The following is a 16,901-nucleotide window of genomic DNA, read 5'->3' as shown; positions in this document are numbered from 1 at the left end:
AAGGTAATACTAGTGGTTGACGTAAATCGATTTAAAAGTATGCAAATTACACTAGCTTCACCAACTAAGGTCCGTTCATGGTCTTATGGTGAGGTTAAGAAACCTGAAACAATCAACTACCGTACGCTCAAACCAGAACGTGAAGGTCTGTTCGACGAAGTGATCTTTGGCCCTACTAAAGACTGGGAATGTGCGTGTGGGAAATACAAACGTATCCGTTATAAAGGGATCGTTTGTGACCGCTGTGGTGTTGAAGTAACACGTGCTAAGGTTCGTCGCGAACGTATGGGTCACATCGAGTTGAAAGCACCAGTATCACATATCTGGTACTTCAAGGGAATCCCTTCTCGTATGGGATTGACTTTGGATATGAGTCCTCGTGCACTTGAAGAAGTTATTTACTTCGCAGCTTACGTGGTTATCGATCCAAAGGAAACACCGCTTGAGCCAAAATCTCTCTTGACTGAACGTGAATATCGTGAAAAATTGCAAGAGTATGGTCATGGTTCATTTGTCGCTAAAATGGGTGCAGAAGCTATCCAAGATCTCTTGAAACAAGTAGATTTGGAAGCCGAAATTGCTGAACTCAAAGAAGAGTTGAAGACAGCAACTGGTCAAAAACGTTTTAAAGCAGTTCGTCGTTTGGACGTTCTTGATGCCTTTTACAAGTCTGGTAATAAACCAGAATGGATGGTGCTTAACATATTGCCAGTATTGCCACCAGATCTTCGTCCGATGGTTCAATTGGACGGTGGACGTTTTGCAGCATCTGACTTGAACGACCTCTACCGTCGTGTTATCAACCGTAACAACCGTTTGGCTCGTTTGCTTGAGTTGGGTGCTCCAGGTATCATCGTGCAAAACGAAAAACGTATGTTGCAAGAAGCGGTAGACGCTCTTATTGATAATGGACGTCGTGGTCGTCCAATTACTGGACCAGGTAGTCGTCCACTTAAATCTTTGAGCCACATGCTTAAAGGTAAACAAGGTCGTTTCCGTCAAAACTTGCTTGGTAAACGTGTCGACTTCTCTGGCCGTTCCGTTATTGCCGTTGGTCCAACACTTAAAATGTATCAATGTGGTGTGCCCCGTTTGATGGCCATCGAACTTTTCAAACCATTTGTTATGCGTGAAATCGTTGCGCGTGAATACGCAGGTAACGTGAAAGCTGCTAAACGTATGGTTGAGCGTGGTGATGAACGTATTTGGGATATTCTTGAAGATGTTATCAAGGAACACCCAGTGCTTCTTAACCGCGCACCTACCCTCCACCGTTTGGGTATCCAGGCCTTTGAACCCGTCTTGATTGATGGTAAGGCTCTTCGTCTTCACCCATTGGTATGTGAGGCCTACAATGCCGACTTTGACGGTGACCAAATGGCCATCCACGTTCCATTGTCTGAAGAAGCTCAAGCTGAAGCACGTTTGCTCCTTCTTGCGGCAGAACACATCCTTAACCCTAAAGACGGTAAACCAGTCGTAACACCATCTCAGGACATGGTTCTTGGTAACTATTACTTGACAATGGAAGATGAAGGCCGTGAAGGTGAAGGTATGATCTTCAAGGATATTGATGAGGCAGTTATGGCTTATCATAATGGTTATGTTCACTTGCATAGCCGTGTAGGTATTGCAGTCGACAGCATGCCTGATAAACCTTGGAAAGAAAACCAACTTCACAAAATCTTAGTAACAACTGTTGGTAAGATTCTCTTCAACTCAATCATTCCATCAGAAATTCCATATCTTCAAGAAACAACAAATGAGAACTTGACAGATAGTACACCAGATAAATACTTCCTTGAACCGGGCCAAGATATCCAAACAGTTATCGATAGTTTGAAAATTAATGCGCCATTCAAGAAGAAACATCTTGGTAACATCATTGCTGAAATCTTCAAACGTCTTCGTACAACTGAAACATCAGCTTTCCTTGACCGTTTGAAAGACCTTGGTTACTACTACTCAACACTTGCTGGATTGACAGTGGGTATCGACGATATCCCAGTTATCGATAACAAACAAGAAATTATCGATGCTGCTCACCACCGTGTTGAAGAAATTAACAAAGCTTTCCGTCGTGGTTTGATGACAGAAGATGACCGTTATGTTGCTGTTACAACAACATGGCGTGAAGCGAAAGAAGCACTTGAAAAACGTCTGATTGAGACACAAGATCCTAAGAATCCAATCGTTATGATGATGGACTCAGGAGCTCGTGGTAACATCTCTAACTTCTCTCAACTTGCCGGTATGCGTGGTTTGATGGCTGCTCCTAACGGACGTATCATGGAATTGCCTATCCTTTCAAACTTCCGTGAAGGTTTGAGCGTTTTGGAAATGTTCTTCTCTACTCACGGTGCGCGTAAAGGTATGACCGATACAGCCCTTAAGACTGCCGACTCTGGTTACCTTACTCGTCGTTTGGTTGACGTTGCCCAAGACGTTATCATTCGTGAAGACGATTGTGGAACTGACCGTGGTCTTGTTATTCGTGCCATTACTGATGGTAAAGAAGTAACAGAAACTCTTGAAGAACGTCTTTTTGGTCGTTACACTAAGAAATCTGTTAAACATCCTGAAACTGGCGAAGTTATCGTTGGTCCAGATACTTTGATTACTGAAGATATGGCTGCAGCTATTGTCAATGCTGGTGTTGAAGAAGTAACTATCCGTTCAGTCTTTACATGTAACACTCGTCACGGTGTCTGTCGTCACTGTTACGGTATCAACTTGGCAACAGGTGATGCGGTTGAAGTTGGTGAAGCAGTTGGTACTATCGCTGCCCAATCTATCGGGGAACCAGGTACACAGCTTACCATGCGTACCTTCCACACCGGTGGGGTAGCCTCAAACACCGATATCACACAGGGTCTTCCACGTATCCAGGAAATCTTTGAAGCACGTAACCCTAAAGGGGAAGCGGTTATTACTGAAGTAAAGGGTACTGTTATCGAAATCGAAGAAGATGCTGCGACACGTACTAAGAAAGTCTTCGTTCAAGGTAAGACTGGAATGGGTGAATATGTCGTTCCATTTACAGCTCGTATGAAAGTAGAAGTTGGTGACGAAGTACACCGTGGTGAGGCCTTGACAGAAGGATCAATCCAACCGAAACGTCTCCTTGAAGTACGTGATACCTTGTCAGTTGAAACTTATCTTCTTGCAGAAGTGCAAAAAGTTTACCGTAGCCAAGGGGTAGAAATCGGTGACAAACACGTCGAAGTAATGGTTCGTCAAATGCTTCGTAAAGTACGTGTTATGGATCCAGGTGATACAGATCTCCTTCCAGGTACACTTATGGACATTTCTGACTTCACAGATGCTAACAAGGATATTGTTATCTCTGGTGGTGTTCCTGCAACATCTCGTCCAGTCCTTCTTGGTATTACTAAAGCCTCACTTGAAACAAATTCATTCTTATCAGCGGCTTCCTTCCAAGAAACGACACGTGTGCTTACAGATGCAGCTATCCGTGGTAAGAAAGATCATCTTATTGGTCTTAAAGAAAATGTTATCATTGGTAAGATTATCCCTGCTGGTACAGGTATGGCTCGCTACCGTAACATTGAACCACTTGCAGTTAACGAAGTTGAAGTTATTGAAAACATTGCTGTTGATGAAGCAATTGTGGAATCATCTGAAGACTAAGACTAAAACAAAAGAACTCACAAATGTGGGTTCTTTTTGTATTTATATCATCAAAAACGCTTCTATTCTTGCTATATGTGAAACATAAGACAATAATTTTTATCTTTTCCAGAAAATTTTGTATAATAAGGACACCAAAGATGAAGTGAGAAAGAAAAATGTACCAAGTAGTTGAAATGAAAGGGGATATGGAACCGTGGTGGTTCTTGGAAGGTTGGCAGGAGGATATCATAAGTACTAAGGAATTTGAAAATTTTTACGATGCCCTCAAGTACTATAAAAAACTTTGGTTTGCCATGGAAGAAATCTTGCCAAGTTGCATCAGCCGTAGTAGTGTCATGACTGCTTTTTGGGACCAAGAGGATAAACACTGGTGTGAGGAGTGTGACGAATACTTGCAGGTCTATCGATCGATTGCACTTTTATATGATTGGCAGGAAATTCCTGAGGAAAAACACCGTCCGGGATATGAAAAGCAAAATGACCTTCCAAATCATGCCCATTGTAGAATAAAACGTTAAACAATGCAGAAGCTCGAATTTTTTCGGGCTTCTTTTCATTTTCTTAAACTTTTTACGAATAGGTTTATGAGGAGGTCCTTATGGTAACAGAATTTGCTAAGGAAATGATCAAAAATGCTGATAGTTGTGGGGCTCAAGACATCTATGTCATTCCACGTCAGGATAATTATGAGCTCTATATGCGAGTCGGGCAAGAGAGGAGATTGATTGATGTATATCGGCCTGATTTCATGGCTAGTCTTATTGGTCACTTTAAATTTGTGGCGGGAATGATGGTGGGTGAGAAGCGTAGGAGTCAACTGGGTGCATGTGACTATGATTGTGGTGACGGTCACTTGGTTTCTCTGCGTTTATCAACTGTTGGAGACTATCGAGGTTTGGAGAGCTTGGTTATCCGTATCCTACATTCCGAACGTCGAGAATTAGTGTATTGGAATCAAGGAATCCAGCCTATTAAGGATGCCTTGGATTATAGAGGACTGTATCTCTTTGCGGGTCCCGTAGGTTCTGGGAAGACCACACTTATGCATGAGTTGGTTCAGGAGCGTTTTAAGGGGCAGCAGGTAATTTCGATTGAGGATCCTGTTGAAATCAAACAGGATAATGTCTTGCAACTCCAGGTTAATCAGGTGATTGATATGACCTATGATAGTTTGATTAAGCTATCTCTACGTCACCGTCCAGATGTTTTGATTATTGGGGAGATTCGGGATAAGGAGACTGCCCGGGCAGTTATTAGAGCTAGTCTAACAGGTGTAACTGTTCTTTCAACTATTCATGCTAAGAGTATTGCTGGCGTTTACGAACGTCTCTTGGACCTTGGCGTAGATAAGTCTGAGTTGGATAATGCTCTACAAGGCATTGCCTACATGCGTTTGATCAAGGGGGGAGGTGTGATTGATTTTGCCAGAGAAAATTTCCAAAACCATTCGTCGACCAACTGGAATCAGCAGTTGGAAGGTTTGGTTAAACAAGGATGTCTCACTGAGAGGGATATCCAAGGGGAAAAAATTAAAGATTAGTCAGCAAGTTAAGGTTATCCAGCTCTTCAAACAACTTTTAAAGGCCGGTTTTACCTTAACTGAAATCGTAGCCTTTTTGGAGCGAAGTCACTTGCTGAAAGAAACATCCTTGTCTCTTATGAAAGAGAGTTTAATACGCGGTGATAGGTTGGATCAGATGTTAGCGTTAGTGGGGTTTTCGGACAATATTGTTACTCAGATTTCTCTTGCTGACAAGCACGGTAATCTTCTAGGGAGTCTAACAAAGATTGAAACCTATATGCTTCGTATGACAAAGGTTCGCAAGAAACTCATGGAGGTGGCGACTTATCCCATACTACTTCTGGGTTTTCTGATTCTGATTATGCTAGGACTTAAAAATTATCTTCTACCCCAACTCTTAGAGGGTGATGGTAAGAATAATTGGGCTGTACAGTTGGTTCAAATTTTTCCCCAGCTTTTTTTTGTGAGTTTGTGTGGACTCCTTGTGTTGGGTTTAATTCTCTATCTATGGGTGAAACGACAGTCAGCCCTTGTTTTTTATAGGCGAATGGCCAAAATCCCTTTTATTGGTCAGACAGTAAGGCTTTACACGACCGCCTATTATGCTAGGGAATGGGGAAATTTATTAGGTCAAGGCGTTGATTTGCTAGATTTGGTGGCTCTTATGCAAGAGCAAAAGTCTAAACTCTTCCGTGAGCTGGGAGCCGATTTGGAAGAAGCCCTGATGCTGGGACAGAGTTTTCCTGAACGTATTGCCAGTTATCCGTTTTTTACTAAGGAGCTCTCACTAATTATTGCTTATGGGGAGGCCAATGCGAGGTTGGGCTATGAGTTGGAAGTTTATGCCGAGGAGGTTTGGCAAAACTTCTTTAACCGTCTTAATAAGGCAACAACCTTTGTGCAACCCCTCATTTTTGTTATTGTTGCAGTTGTGATTGTAATGATCTATGTAGCCATGCTATTACCAATGTATCAAAATATGGAAGGAATGATGTCATGAAATTGATGTTAAAAAAATTGAATGCCGTTAAATTACGAGCCTTTACTCTGATTGAAATGCTAGTCGTACTTCTCATTATCAGTATTCTCCTTTTGCTCTTTATTCCTAACTTAAGCAAGCAGAAGGATTCCGTTAAGGAAACTGGAAATGCGGCTGTAGTCAAGGTCGTGGATTCTCAGGCAGAACTTTATGAAATGAAGAATAACAAGACAGCTAGCTTGGCAGCTCTTGTTTCAGAAGGTCAAATTACGCAAAAACAGGCAGATTCATACAATGATTACTATGCGAAACATGGTGGTGAAAGCCGCTCAGTGGCCAATTAGAGCTTTCACCTTGTTGGAGAGCCTGATGACGCTAGCAGTGGTTGTCTTTCTCACTCTGAGTTTGTCAGGCTCAGTCACAGGTATTTTTCAGCAGGTCGAGATTAATCTTTTTTATCTGCGTTTTGAGTACCTATATCGAGATAGTCAGCGCTTGGCATCATCGGAAGGATCTAATGTTGAATTGCAGTTAACTAAGAATAAGGTTAGTAATGGAAGGTCTAGTCTGCTTATTCCTAAAAGTATTCATCTGGATAAGGGGCAGACGCTAGTGTTTGATGCTAAAGGAGGCAACTCTAGCCTCACGAAAATTCGTTTTTCAAGTGATAAGGAGGTGGTGACCTATCTGCTTAACATGGGCAGTGGTAAATATAAAAAGACGATCTCTTAGAGGTTATATTCTTATTGAAAGCCTGATAGCTATGGCTGTTTTAGTACTTGTCAGCAGTCTGATATTGGAACAAATTAATACCAACCGCAGACTAATGGCTGATAATCTCCATCAACAAGAGGTCTTGAGTGTGGCAACAATGGTAGTTCAGACCAAGCAAGACCAGTTAACGCTGAATGGCATAGCGGTGACAGTTAAACGTAGCCAGCAAGGTATCACGGTTTATGAATCGGGAAAGGAGATTATTCATGTATCTAAGCAGTAAGCTGCGTGCCTTTACCCTCTTGGAATGTCTAGTGGCCTTGTTAGTCATTGCTGGCTCAGTTCAAGTTTATCAAGGGTTAACCACTGTACTTGTGAGTAATGTTAAGCGGGTAAGACAACAAGAAAACCAAGACTGGCTTCTATTTGTTCAACAAATGGAGGCAGAATTAGAAGGATGTCAGTTGGTCAAGGTAGAGGGGAACAAACTCTATGTCAAGCAGGATAATCAAGACTTGGCTTTTGGTCTTTCAAGTGCCTCTGATTTTCGAAAAACAAATGCTGATGGTCGAGGCTATCAACCAATGCTTTTCGATGTCAAATCTAGTAAGGTAAGTCAAAAGAACCAGATAGTTACCATCCAAGTGACTCTTAAAAATGGACTACAAAGGAGTTTTATTTATGCTTTTGAAAAAACAGGTTAGGGGAGGCGTTCTTCTCTACGCTCTTTTTATGGCTGGCATTTTTACACTCCTTCTTCAGGTTTATCTGGAACGGGTGGTAGCTAGCTCTAGACAAAACAAAGCGCAAATAGTGGCCAGTCAAAGCCGTCTCATGGCAGAGATGACTATGGCCTTGGTGGATAAGAAAGCAGGTGCTTTTAGTTTTTCTCAGGGGACTACGACTTACGAGATTAAGGGTAAGCAAGTGATTGTCAGAGTTGCCAGTAAAGGCCAAATCAAGACCTATCGTTATGTGAAGAAACAAGAGCAGAGATAGAAATTCTCTTTCCTTTTTGATATGATAGAGGAACGGAGGAAATCATGAATTTTGAAGCAATTGAGACAGCTTTTGAGCTGTTGTTAGAAAATGTCCAAACTATTGAAAATGATCTTGGAACCCATGCTTACGATGCACTTATTGAGCAAAATTCCTATTATTTGGGGGCTGAGGTTGCTAATGAGCTCATCATCAAAAACAACGAGAAAATACGGGCGCTTAATCTAAGTAAAGAGGAGTGGCGTCGTGCTTTTCAGTTTTTGTTTATCAAACTAGGGCAATTGGAAGCTTTACAAGCCAATCACCAATTTACACCAGATGCTATCGGATTTATCATTCTGTACTTGCTCGAAGGTTTGACCCAGGAAAAACAATTAGATATCTTGGAGATTGGTTCGGGAACAGGAAACTTGGCTGAAACTCTTCTAAATAATAGTCAGAAAACCCTTAATTATATGGGGATGGAAGTTGATGATCTTCTTATCGATTTGTCAGCTAGTATTGCTGAGGTGGTGAATTCAGTAGCGGTTTATATCCAAGAGGATGCTGTTCGACCACATATTCTCAAAGAGAGCAACGTTATTATCAGCGATTTACCTATAGGTTACTACCCTAATGATGAGATTGCGAGTCGTTTCAAGGTGGCAGCAACTGGCGAACACACTTATGCCCATCATCTTCTTATGGAGCAATCGCTTAAGTATTTGAAGAAAGACGGTATTGCTATTTTTTTGGCACCAACCAATCTTTTGACAAGCCCTCAAAGTGATCTGCTTAAGAAGTGGTTATCAGGATATGCTGATATTATTGCTGTTATTACTCTTCCAGAAGCAGCTTTTGGCAATAAACATAACATGAAGTCTATCTTTGTGCTAAAAAAACAAACTAAAGATGCTCCTGAGACCTTCGTTTACCCACTTAGCGATTTGCAAAATCCAAGGGTCCTCAAGGATTTTACAGAGAATTTCCAAAAATGGAAATCAGATAATTCCATTTTCTAGTAAAACATGATAGAATAGGTATGTATTATTGAAAGCGTTTTATAAAGAGGTGCTTATGACAAAAACAATAGCAATCAATGCAGGAAGTTCAAGCTTGAAATGGCAATTATATGAAATGCCAGAAGAAGTTGTTCTTGCTAAGGGTTTGATTGAACGTATTGGCTTGAGAGATTCTGTTTCAACAGTAAAATTTGCTGACCGTTCTGAATCGCAAACCTTAGATATTGCTGACCATGTTCAAGCGGTAAAAATCTTGCTTGATGACTTGATTCGTTTCGATATTATCAAGAGCTATGATGAAATTACAGGTGTTGGTCACCGTGTGGTTGCTGGTGGAGAATATTTCAAAGAATCAAGCTTGGTGGATGAATATGCCTTGGCTAAGATTGAAGAATTGTCAGCCTTGGCACCGTTACACAATCCAGGTGCAGCTTCAGGGATTCGTGCCTTCAAGGAACTTCTACCAGATATTACAAGCGTTGCTGTTTTTGATACAGCTTTTCATACATCTATGCCAGAAGTGGCTTACCGTTACCCAGTTCCTAACCGTTATTATACAGACTATCAAGTTCGTAAATACGGAGCACACGGAACTAGCCACCAATATGTTTCTCAAGAAGCAGCTAAGCTACTAGGAAAACCTATTGAAGAAACGAAGATTATCACAGCCCATGTGGGAAATGGTGTTTCAATTACTGCCGTTGATGGTGGTAAATCGGTAGATACTTCAATGGGATTGACACCACTTGGCGGAGTTATGATGGGAACACGTACTGGGGATCTCGACCCTGCGATTATTCCATTCATTATTGACCGTGAGCCTGACATGGCCGATGCTGAACGTATACGTCATGTCTTTAACAAGGAATCAGGTCTTCTTGGTATTTCTGAAAAATCAAGCGATATGCGTGATATCATTGCTGGTAAAGAGGCTGGTGATGAAAAATGTACGTTGGCCTATGATCTTTATGTGGATCGTTTGCGTAAATACATCGCTCAATACTTTGGTGTCATGAATGGAGCGGATGCTATCGTCTTTACAGCGGGTATCGGTGAAAATTCTGCGGATGTTCGCGCTTCAGTTTTGGATGGTCTCACTTGGTTTGGTATTGAAGTGGATCCTGAAAAGAATTTTTTCGGACATGTTGGCGATATTACAACAGCAGATTCAGCTGTTAAAGTGTTTGTTATTCCAACGGATGAAGAATTGGTGATTGCGCGTGATGTTGAGCGCCTTAAAACTAAATAAGTTATCAAAAATTTGATAAGATCAGAAAAGTTGGCTGAGCAATTGGCCAGCTTTTTTGAATGCTTTGAAAGAATCATTCAACTATTTCTGTCTGTGGTCATTGAAAAGCTAAAGAAAATTTCGCAAAAAATGTAAAAAAGAGTTTACAAAATATGTAAAGTAAACTATACCATAAATGTAAAGCAAATTTGACAAAAAAGGAAAAGAGCCGAAATATTTGAGAAGAAACGATAGAGTTGAGATATCATATGGAAACAAAGATTCAGGAACTTCGCAAGGCTAATAAGATTAGTCAGGCAGAATTAGCAGATGAGATGGGAGTCACGAGGCAGACCATCATTTCACTCGAAAAAGGGCGCTATAATGTGTCGTTGGAACTAGCTTTTAAAATTGCTAGGTATTTTGGAAAGACTATTGAAGAAGTCTTTATTTTTGAAGAAGATTAAGGAGTAAAGATATGTTTAAACAAGTAATGAAGAAAATTGGCGTTTTTTTTTAGCGCTCACTCTACTAATCTTAGATTTAACACTATTAGGTGCTTTCCCGCTACTTACTCAGGATGGTAAGTTTTCACTTGTGGAGCAAATAGGTTACGGTGTTTGGGCATTAGGGAGTTTGGCTATTTTTATCGTGATTGCTTATGGATTTAAACTCTTATCGCTTAAAGAGATTAATTGGAGACGTCTCGTTGCGATTGCTTCTCTTAATCCTCGTCATCTTTTTCCTAGGTGATCTTCTAGGGTATTTTGTTGGTCAGTTAACACATAATGCAGCTATGGAAAATCAAGATGCTTTAAATAAGATGTTTATTCACGTACCAACCTATCTTCAGTTTGCAGTAGTAGGTTTTATCATTCCTATTATGGAAGAAATCATTTTTAGGGGACTCTTAGCCAAGGTGCTCTTTGGAAAATACTTTAAGATGGGTCTTGTTATTTCCAGTCTTCTCTTTATGGCTGGGCATTCAGCATCTACGCCTCAGACAATTGTCATCTATGGTATTATGTCAGTTGGTCTTGCCATAACATATTATAAGACTGAGCGTATCGAGTACAGTATGGGTGTCCATATCTTAAACAACAGTATAAGTGTCCTACTTAGCCTTTTTGTTTAAGGTGAATGTTTAAAGTTATCATTGAAAAATTTTATATTGCTCTTTTAAAGGATAATGAAGGGAGTATCAAGATATGTTATTAAAAACGTTAGGAAAGAAAAAAACAGAATCAGAGTATGAAAAATACATAGCTCGAGTAGCATGTTCTTTCTTTTCTTTGGGTATTTTGGGATTATTTATTGTTCGCTCTAACAGTCTTAGTGATTATGCGTTAGGATTAGTAATGGGAGTTACCATTGGGAGTTATGCCCTGTCGATTTATTATTTTGCAGCGCTTAGGCATTCGAAACGTCTTCATCAGATGTACATTGCTGCCTACGATGAGCGAAATAAACAGATTTTGCAGGTGACAGCAGTTGCAACACTGGTTCTGGAGTTTTTGCTTATCTTTGCTTTGATTGCCCTATATGCCTTTGCTAATATTCAGTTGCCCTATGTTACAGTCCTATCTATCTTGCTCTATGGCTTGGTTCTGGGATTTGCTCTTATTCGTCTGATTCTATCTAAAATAAGATAAGATTCCTGAATTATACCTCTATTTTCATGGTGTCTTGTCAAAATAGTAGATTTGTATTATAATAAAAGTACAAAATATAAAAATAAAAAGAGGTAGCTTACTGTGAACAAAGAGTCCATTTTAAAACGTTTTCTTTATTTTTTACTGGCTTTCCTAATTTTGTGTATTGAACAAGCTCCAACCATATTTGTTCGTGTTAAAGACGTGAGGGCAGTGAGTCTCCTAATTTTGGTTATGCTACTCATTAGTGCAGGAGCTCTTTTCTTAGGAAAACGCATGGGTCTTCTTGAGGGGTTCAAGACACTGTCTTCCTTAAAAGCATGGGGTATGATTGGCTTGACCTACCTAGGTATTTACATTGTTACTAGGATTGGTGCAATGGTCATGATGTGGGAAGGTGTTAGTAATAGCACCAATCAGGAAATCATAGAAAATGCCCATATGAATCCCTTTGTTCTCATAACAGTTACAGTGATTATGGCACCGATTGTGGAAGAGTTGATTTTTAGAGGGCTCCTCATGGGACGAGTCTTTAATTCAGATTCTATTGTTGGCTTGATTTTGAGTAGCTTACTCTTTGGCCTTGTTCATATGCCTAATAGTATAGGTGTCTGGATTATATATGCAGGTATGGGGTTTACCCTTGGGACAGTATATCGTAAGTTTCAAAAGTTAGAGTACTGTATCATGGCCCATATGATTAACAATAGTATTGCAGTTTCAATGATGTTACTTTTGCAATTGTTAGCGCCCTATATCAAATAAAGCTCGGAATTTTCCGAGCTTTATTTTTACTATAGTTTTTTGGCTTTGGCAATGGTTGTATCAATACTTGAAGCCACACTATGGGTGAGACCTGTACGCTCAAGGTCCATGAGACCGGCGATAGTGGTCCCACCAGGGCTACATACCTTGTCAATAAGATCATGTGGACTATCGCTACCTAGACTGAGATTTTCAGCAGTAGCTAGAACTGTCTGTGTGGCAATGGTCAGAGCAACTTGCTTACTTAGGCCATTTTTGACGCCAGCCTTAGCCAGAGCCTCGATAAAGAGGGCGATATAGGCCGGACTAGAGCCAGCTAGAGCAGTAAAGGTATCGAAGTCCTTCTCAGCCAATTCAACAGTAGTTCCAAAACTATCTGTGATTTCCTTGGCAATTACCAAAAGGTCCTCAGATACCTTATCATTGGTACAAAGACCAGTAGTGCTCTTAAGAATTTGAGCATTAAGGTTAGGCATGATACGAATAAGAGGTAGGTCTGCACTTGTGAGTGAAGCTAGGCGTTCCAAGGTCACTCCAGCAGCCATACTCATGATAGGTTGATGGAAGTTGAGGTCAGTTAGCACCTTATCAAACATTTGAGGTTTAATACCAAGGATGATCAGATCAGCATTTTCTACTAATTCTTGATGGGAAGCAGCAGCTTCAACCTCTAGTTCCTCTGCAATTTGGCGCGAACGAGCCAAAGAAGACCCTGAAATAATGATACGATGTGAGCTTTTATTTAGGCCGTTGATAATAGCTGTTGCCATTTTTCCGACACCGATAAAACCGATAATCATGGGTTACTCCTTATCTTAGTAGTTCTTAATCAAATCTACTGTTGAGCGATCCAACTTCTTAACAATAGCTTGTAAAAAGGCTTGTGCTTCTAGGAAGTCATCCATAGCATATAGGGTTTGGTGCGAGTGAATGTAACGGGCACAAACACCAATAGTTGTTGATGGTACTCCAGAATTTTGCAAGTGAGCGGCACCAGCATCTGTCCCCCCTGCAGCGCAGTAGTATTGGTATTTGATACCAGCTTCTTCAGCAGTAGTTAAAAGGAAATCCTTCATATTTGGCAACATGATGTGACCTGGATCGAAGAAACGAATAAGGGTACCATCACCTACCTTACCTTGATTACCATAGATGTCACCTGCAGGGGAGCAGTCCACTGCAAAGAAAACTTCAGGATCAAATTTAGTGGTAGAAACATGGGCACCACGTAAACCAACTTCTTCTTGAACGTTGGCACCAGCAATTAGAGTATTATTGAGTTCTTGATCTTTAACATTTTCCAAGAGTTCACGAATCATGAGAACACCATAACGGTTGTCCCAAGCTTTAGAGATCACATTTTTTTGATTAGCTGTTAGAATCGTTTCTGATTCAGGAATAATGACGTCACCCGGGAAAACACCGTAGGTATTAGCTTCTTCTTGGTTGGCAAAACCAGCATCAAAGACGATATCAGAGACACCAGGAAGACTTGAAGTCCCACTGCTGCCACGCAAGAAATGAGGTGGGACTGAACCTGAGATGACAGGATAGATACGGCCGTCACGAGTGTGTAGGGTAAAGCGTTGAGAACTGACAACCAGTGGGTTCCAACCCCCAAGCTCTACTACACGGAAAGTCCCGTCTGCCTTGATTTCTTTAATCATAAACCCAACTTCATCCATGTGGGCAGCCACGAGCACCTTAGGGGCATTTTCCGTTTGACTATGCTTGATACCGAAAATACCACCAAGACCATCTGTTTGCACCTCGTCTACGAGCGGTGTGATAGTTTTACGAAGGTAGTCACGTACAGGTGTCTCAAAGCCCACAGCTGCCTTGAGTTCGGTTACTTCTTTAATTTTGTTAAATAGGGTAGTCATAAAATCCTCCTTGAGTAGTACTTGCTACTATTTTAGCACGATTCTCAAGAGATAGGTAGCCTCTCCCCATTCCTCTAAAATTATGGTAAAATGTTTCTTATGAAACGTAAAACATTGGCCTTGTTTGCTGGAGGCGTAGGAGCTTTAGGTCTCTTGGCAATGACAGAGAAGTATAGACAGTCACGCGTAGAAATGAAGAAAGCTGCATTAATCCAAGATATTAGACAAGAATTATCACATCTTGGCCCCATCGCAGTTCTTTATACGAATCCTACGGATAAAGAAAATCCTGGGCTCACAGGAGGTATCGTCTTAGAGGATGGACGTGTCTATAGCTTTGTTTATGCAGAGGACAAGCTGACCTATGAGGAGGAACAAGCATGATTATTCCTAAGAATCTTGAAGAACTGGCGAGCTATGTTGATAGTGATCAAAAAGTGGTCTTCTTTTTTACTGCCGATTGGTGTCCGGACTGCCAGTTCATCTACCCCGTTATGCCTGAAATTGAAGCCAGCCATCCAGATATGACCTTTGTGCGTGTTAACCGTGATGATTATATGGCTTTAGCACAAACGTGGAATATTTTTGGTATCCCAAGTTTTGTCGTGACTCAGAATGGTCAGGAATTGGGTCGTTTGGTCAATAAAGCTCGTAAAACCAAAGAAGAAATCACTGCCTTTTTGGAAACACTATAAGGAGAATCCATGATTTTTGCATACAATAAAGAACAAGTTGGCGACGTTTTGTTAGTTATCTTGGAGGATACTAAGGACATTAAACGTAGCGTAGAACGTAAAGGTAAGGTGGCTCGTGTCACAGCTGATGAAACAGGTAAGACTCTTGCTTGGAACATTTTTGAAGCATCAAGCCTCATTGATATCGAAGGAAATGGTCAAGTTTTCTTGTCTGACCAAGATGTAGCTATCTTAAATGAGGAATTGGCTAAAGAGGGCTTTGAAGAGCGTTTGGAAAATACGCAAGGTCCAGTCTTTGTGGTTGGACAAATTGATGAAATGGTTCCACATCCAGACAGTGACCACCTTAACATCTGTCAAGTGAACATCGGTGATAAGAAGGTCCAAATCGTTGCAGGAGCACCAAACGCATCCCCTGGTCTTAAAACTATCGTAGCTCTCCCTGGTGCTATGATGCCTAGCGGGGCTCTTATCTTCCCAGGAAAACTTCGTGGTGAAGATAGCTATGGAATGATGTGTTCCCCACGTGAGTTGGCCCTTCCGAATGCCCCGCAAAAACGTGGGATTATTGAACTTGATGATTCAGCAGTAGTCGGCGAGGCTTTTGATCCAGCTAAACACTGGAAAAGGTAAGTAAGAGAAGAAGCGGTAATAATCCGCTTTTTTTGTTTGCCATAAAGAAAGTTTATGGCTAACCATAAAAAAGAAAGATTATACAAGTTATAATATTTTTTTTATAATGTATTCAATATTTACTTTAGGAGGTACTTATGCTTACGACTGCTCTTTCTGGTGGGATCATTGGTCTGATATTTGGATTCGTTTTGCAACGAACTCGTTTTTGTATGACGGGTGGTTTTCGAGACATGTATATTGCACGTAATAATACCTTATTTTACGCTTTCCTTATTGCAATCACAGTAGAAAGTATAGGAGTGCTTTTCCTGATTAAATTAGGTATTGTTGGAAATCCCTATGAAGAATTTTCCGTGTTAGGAGCTATTGTGGGTTCCTATCTATTTGGAATTGGAATTGTTCTTGCGGGGGGATGCGCCACAGGAACGTGGTATCGTGCAGGTGAAGGACTCTTAGGTAGCTGGGTTGCACTATTTTTTTATATGACAAGTGCAGCAGCTATGAAATCAGGATTCCTTGTACCTTTGAATCAATCAATAGCTAAGCGATGGGTGATTAACGATGATTTAGCGAGTCAATTAGGAATTCCGGTTTGGTATTTTCTTGTTTTCTTAGTAGCTATAACAAGTTTTGTTGTCATTCGAGAGTTACGTAAGCCCAGACGTCAGATTGCTTCGCTTCCATCAAAATATAAGGGAGTGAGACACTACCTATTTGAGAAAACTTACCATAAATATTTTGCAGGACTTCTAATTGGTCTTGTTGCTTTAATTGCTTGGCCAGCTAGTCAGCTGACTGGTCGTGTTGGAGGGTTAGGGATTACAACACCATCGGCACATCTAATTAGTTATATTATTACAGGCGATAGTAAGCAACTTGGTTGGGGTGTTTTTCTTGTATTAGGTATTTTTATCGGTTCCTTTCTTGCTGCAAAGGGATCTCAAGAGTTTCGCTGGCGTTTGCCAGACTTGCCAACCATCGCTAAAAGCACACTAGGAGGTATTTTTATGGGAATCGGTGCTTCTTGGGCTGGTGGCTGTACAATTGGTAATGGTTTAACAGCTACAGCAATTTTTTCTAGTAAGGGATGGATTGCTTTGCCAGTGACTATTTTAGGTGTTTGGACGGCTTCCTATATTATCTTTGTAAAACCAAACAAAAATTAAGAGGAGA

General features: G+C 40.8%; 21 protein-coding genes. 19 read left to right on the top strand and 2 right to left on the bottom strand.

The features are described 5' to 3' along the window. Positions 1-12: 12 nt before the first annotated feature. From rpoC to E3C75_RS01030, 15 genes are all read left to right on the top strand, one after another. Positions 13-3,651, top strand: coding sequence for a DNA-directed RNA polymerase subunit beta' (gene rpoC, locus E3C75_RS01100; RefSeq protein ID WP_111679735.1), 3,639 nt, complete (start codon positions 13-15; stop codon positions 3,649-3,651). Between the two features lie 158 nt (positions 3,652-3,809). After that, positions 3,810-4,172: a DUF1033 family protein gene (locus tag E3C75_RS01095; RefSeq protein WP_111679734.1), complete on the top strand. Its 363-nt coding sequence runs from the start codon at positions 3,810-3,812 to the stop codon at positions 4,170-4,172. An 80-nt stretch (positions 4,173-4,252) separates the two neighbouring features. Next, positions 4,253-5,194, top strand: a complete 942-nt coding sequence (comGA, locus tag E3C75_RS01090) for a competence type IV pilus ATPase ComGA (RefSeq protein WP_014622005.1) — start codon at positions 4,253-4,255, stop codon at positions 5,192-5,194. Then, entirely contained in the window at positions 5,076-6,176 is a 1,101-nt protein-coding gene (gene comGB / locus E3C75_RS01085; RefSeq protein ID WP_133264040.1) for a competence type IV pilus assembly protein ComGB, read from the top strand. Before comGA ends, comGB begins: the two co-directional genes overlap by 119 nt. Then, positions 6,173-6,499, top strand: coding sequence for a competence type IV pilus major pilin ComGC (gene comGC / locus E3C75_RS01080; protein WP_023909980.1), 327 nt, complete (start codon positions 6,173-6,175; stop codon positions 6,497-6,499). Before comGB ends, comGC begins: the two co-directional genes overlap by 4 nt. Beyond that, a complete protein-coding gene (comGD, locus tag E3C75_RS01075) occupies positions 6,459-6,887 on the top strand; it encodes a competence type IV pilus minor pilin ComGD (RefSeq protein ID WP_171815055.1) in 429 nt (142 codons plus the stop codon). Before comGC ends, comGD begins: the two co-directional genes overlap by 41 nt. After that, the gene (gene comGE, locus E3C75_RS01070; protein ID WP_100262274.1) at positions 6,859-7,152 is read left to right on the top strand and encodes a competence type IV pilus minor pilin ComGE; all 294 of its coding nucleotides are present in this window, start codon (positions 6,859-6,861) and stop codon (positions 7,150-7,152) included. The genes comGD and comGE overlap by 29 nt, the downstream gene beginning before the upstream one ends. Then, positions 7,136-7,573, top strand: coding sequence for a competence type IV pilus minor pilin ComGF (gene comGF, locus E3C75_RS01065; RefSeq protein WP_084825661.1), 438 nt, complete (start codon positions 7,136-7,138; stop codon positions 7,571-7,573). Before comGE ends, comGF begins: the two co-directional genes overlap by 17 nt. Beyond that, a complete protein-coding gene (gene comGG, locus E3C75_RS01060; protein ID WP_023909975.1) occupies positions 7,551-7,868 on the top strand; it encodes a competence type IV pilus minor pilin ComGG in 318 nt (105 codons plus the stop codon). Before comGF ends, comGG begins: the two co-directional genes overlap by 23 nt. 44 nt (positions 7,869-7,912) lie before the next feature. Then, positions 7,913-8,869: a class I SAM-dependent methyltransferase gene (locus E3C75_RS01055; RefSeq protein WP_023909974.1), complete on the top strand. Its 957-nt coding sequence runs from the start codon at positions 7,913-7,915 to the stop codon at positions 8,867-8,869. 55 nt (positions 8,870-8,924) lie between these two features. Further along, positions 8,925-10,118, top strand: coding sequence for an acetate kinase (locus E3C75_RS01050; RefSeq protein WP_084826168.1), 1,194 nt, complete (start codon positions 8,925-8,927; stop codon positions 10,116-10,118). Between the two features lie 248 nt (positions 10,119-10,366). Continuing rightward, positions 10,367-10,564, top strand: coding sequence for a helix-turn-helix transcriptional regulator (locus tag E3C75_RS01045; protein ID WP_014727723.1), 198 nt, complete (start codon positions 10,367-10,369; stop codon positions 10,562-10,564). Positions 10,565-10,806: 242 nt separating this feature from the next. Then, positions 10,807-11,232: a CPBP family intramembrane glutamic endopeptidase gene (locus tag E3C75_RS11415; RefSeq protein ID WP_111679733.1), complete on the top strand. Its 426-nt coding sequence runs from the start codon at positions 10,807-10,809 to the stop codon at positions 11,230-11,232. Positions 11,233-11,305: 73 nt separating this feature from the next. Continuing rightward, the gene (locus E3C75_RS01035; protein WP_011681680.1) at positions 11,306-11,749 is read left to right on the top strand and encodes a hypothetical protein; all 444 of its coding nucleotides are present in this window, start codon (positions 11,306-11,308) and stop codon (positions 11,747-11,749) included. A 102-nt stretch (positions 11,750-11,851) separates the two neighbouring features. Next, positions 11,852-12,514: a CPBP family intramembrane glutamic endopeptidase gene (locus E3C75_RS01030; RefSeq protein ID WP_096811680.1), complete on the top strand. Its 663-nt coding sequence runs from the start codon at positions 11,852-11,854 to the stop codon at positions 12,512-12,514. A gap of 29 nt (positions 12,515-12,543) precedes the next feature. On the opposite strand, the gene proC is transcribed toward E3C75_RS01030, so the two are convergent. Next, positions 12,544-13,314: a pyrroline-5-carboxylate reductase gene (gene proC / locus E3C75_RS01025; RefSeq protein WP_011226616.1), complete on the bottom strand. Its 771-nt coding sequence runs from the start codon at positions 13,312-13,314 to the stop codon at positions 12,544-12,546. A gap of 15 nt (positions 13,315-13,329) precedes the next feature. Then, complete coding sequence (gene pepA / locus E3C75_RS01020) at positions 13,330-14,397, bottom strand: glutamyl aminopeptidase (RefSeq protein ID WP_014727717.1); 1,068 nt, start codon at positions 14,395-14,397, stop codon at positions 13,330-13,332. 99 nt (positions 14,398-14,496) lie between these two features. Here pepA and E3C75_RS01015 point away from each other — a divergent pair, with 99 nt between their 5' ends. The 4 genes from E3C75_RS01015 to E3C75_RS01000 all read left to right on the top strand — a co-directional run bounded on the left by E3C75_RS01015 (position 14,497) and on the right by E3C75_RS01000 (position 16,894). After that, positions 14,497-14,781 carry a DUF4651 domain-containing protein gene (locus E3C75_RS01015; RefSeq protein ID WP_002952020.1) on the top strand — a complete coding sequence of 95 codons (285 nt, stop codon included), beginning with the start codon at positions 14,497-14,499 and terminating at the stop codon, positions 14,779-14,781. Beyond that, positions 14,778-15,092 carry a thioredoxin family protein gene (locus tag E3C75_RS01010; protein WP_011226613.1) on the top strand — a complete coding sequence of 105 codons (315 nt, stop codon included), beginning with the start codon at positions 14,778-14,780 and terminating at the stop codon, positions 15,090-15,092. Before E3C75_RS01015 ends, E3C75_RS01010 begins: the two co-directional genes overlap by 4 nt. A gap of 9 nt (positions 15,093-15,101) precedes the next feature. Continuing rightward, on the top strand, positions 15,102-15,725 hold the full coding sequence (gene ytpR, locus E3C75_RS01005) for a YtpR family tRNA-binding protein (RefSeq protein WP_002952017.1): 624 nt from the start codon (positions 15,102-15,104) through the stop codon (positions 15,723-15,725). A gap of 137 nt (positions 15,726-15,862) precedes the next feature. Beyond that, on the top strand, positions 15,863-16,894 hold the full coding sequence (locus tag E3C75_RS01000; protein WP_071417489.1) for a YeeE/YedE family protein: 1,032 nt from the start codon (positions 15,863-15,865) through the stop codon (positions 16,892-16,894). Positions 16,895-16,901: the final 7 nt, after the last annotated feature.

The organism is Streptococcus thermophilus (assembly GCF_010120595.1).
Taxonomy (GTDB): Bacteria; Bacillota; Bacilli; order Lactobacillales; family Streptococcaceae; genus Streptococcus; species Streptococcus thermophilus.
Note: the sequence above shows the minus strand (reverse complement) of the source record. Positions and strands in the feature narration are given on the sequence as shown.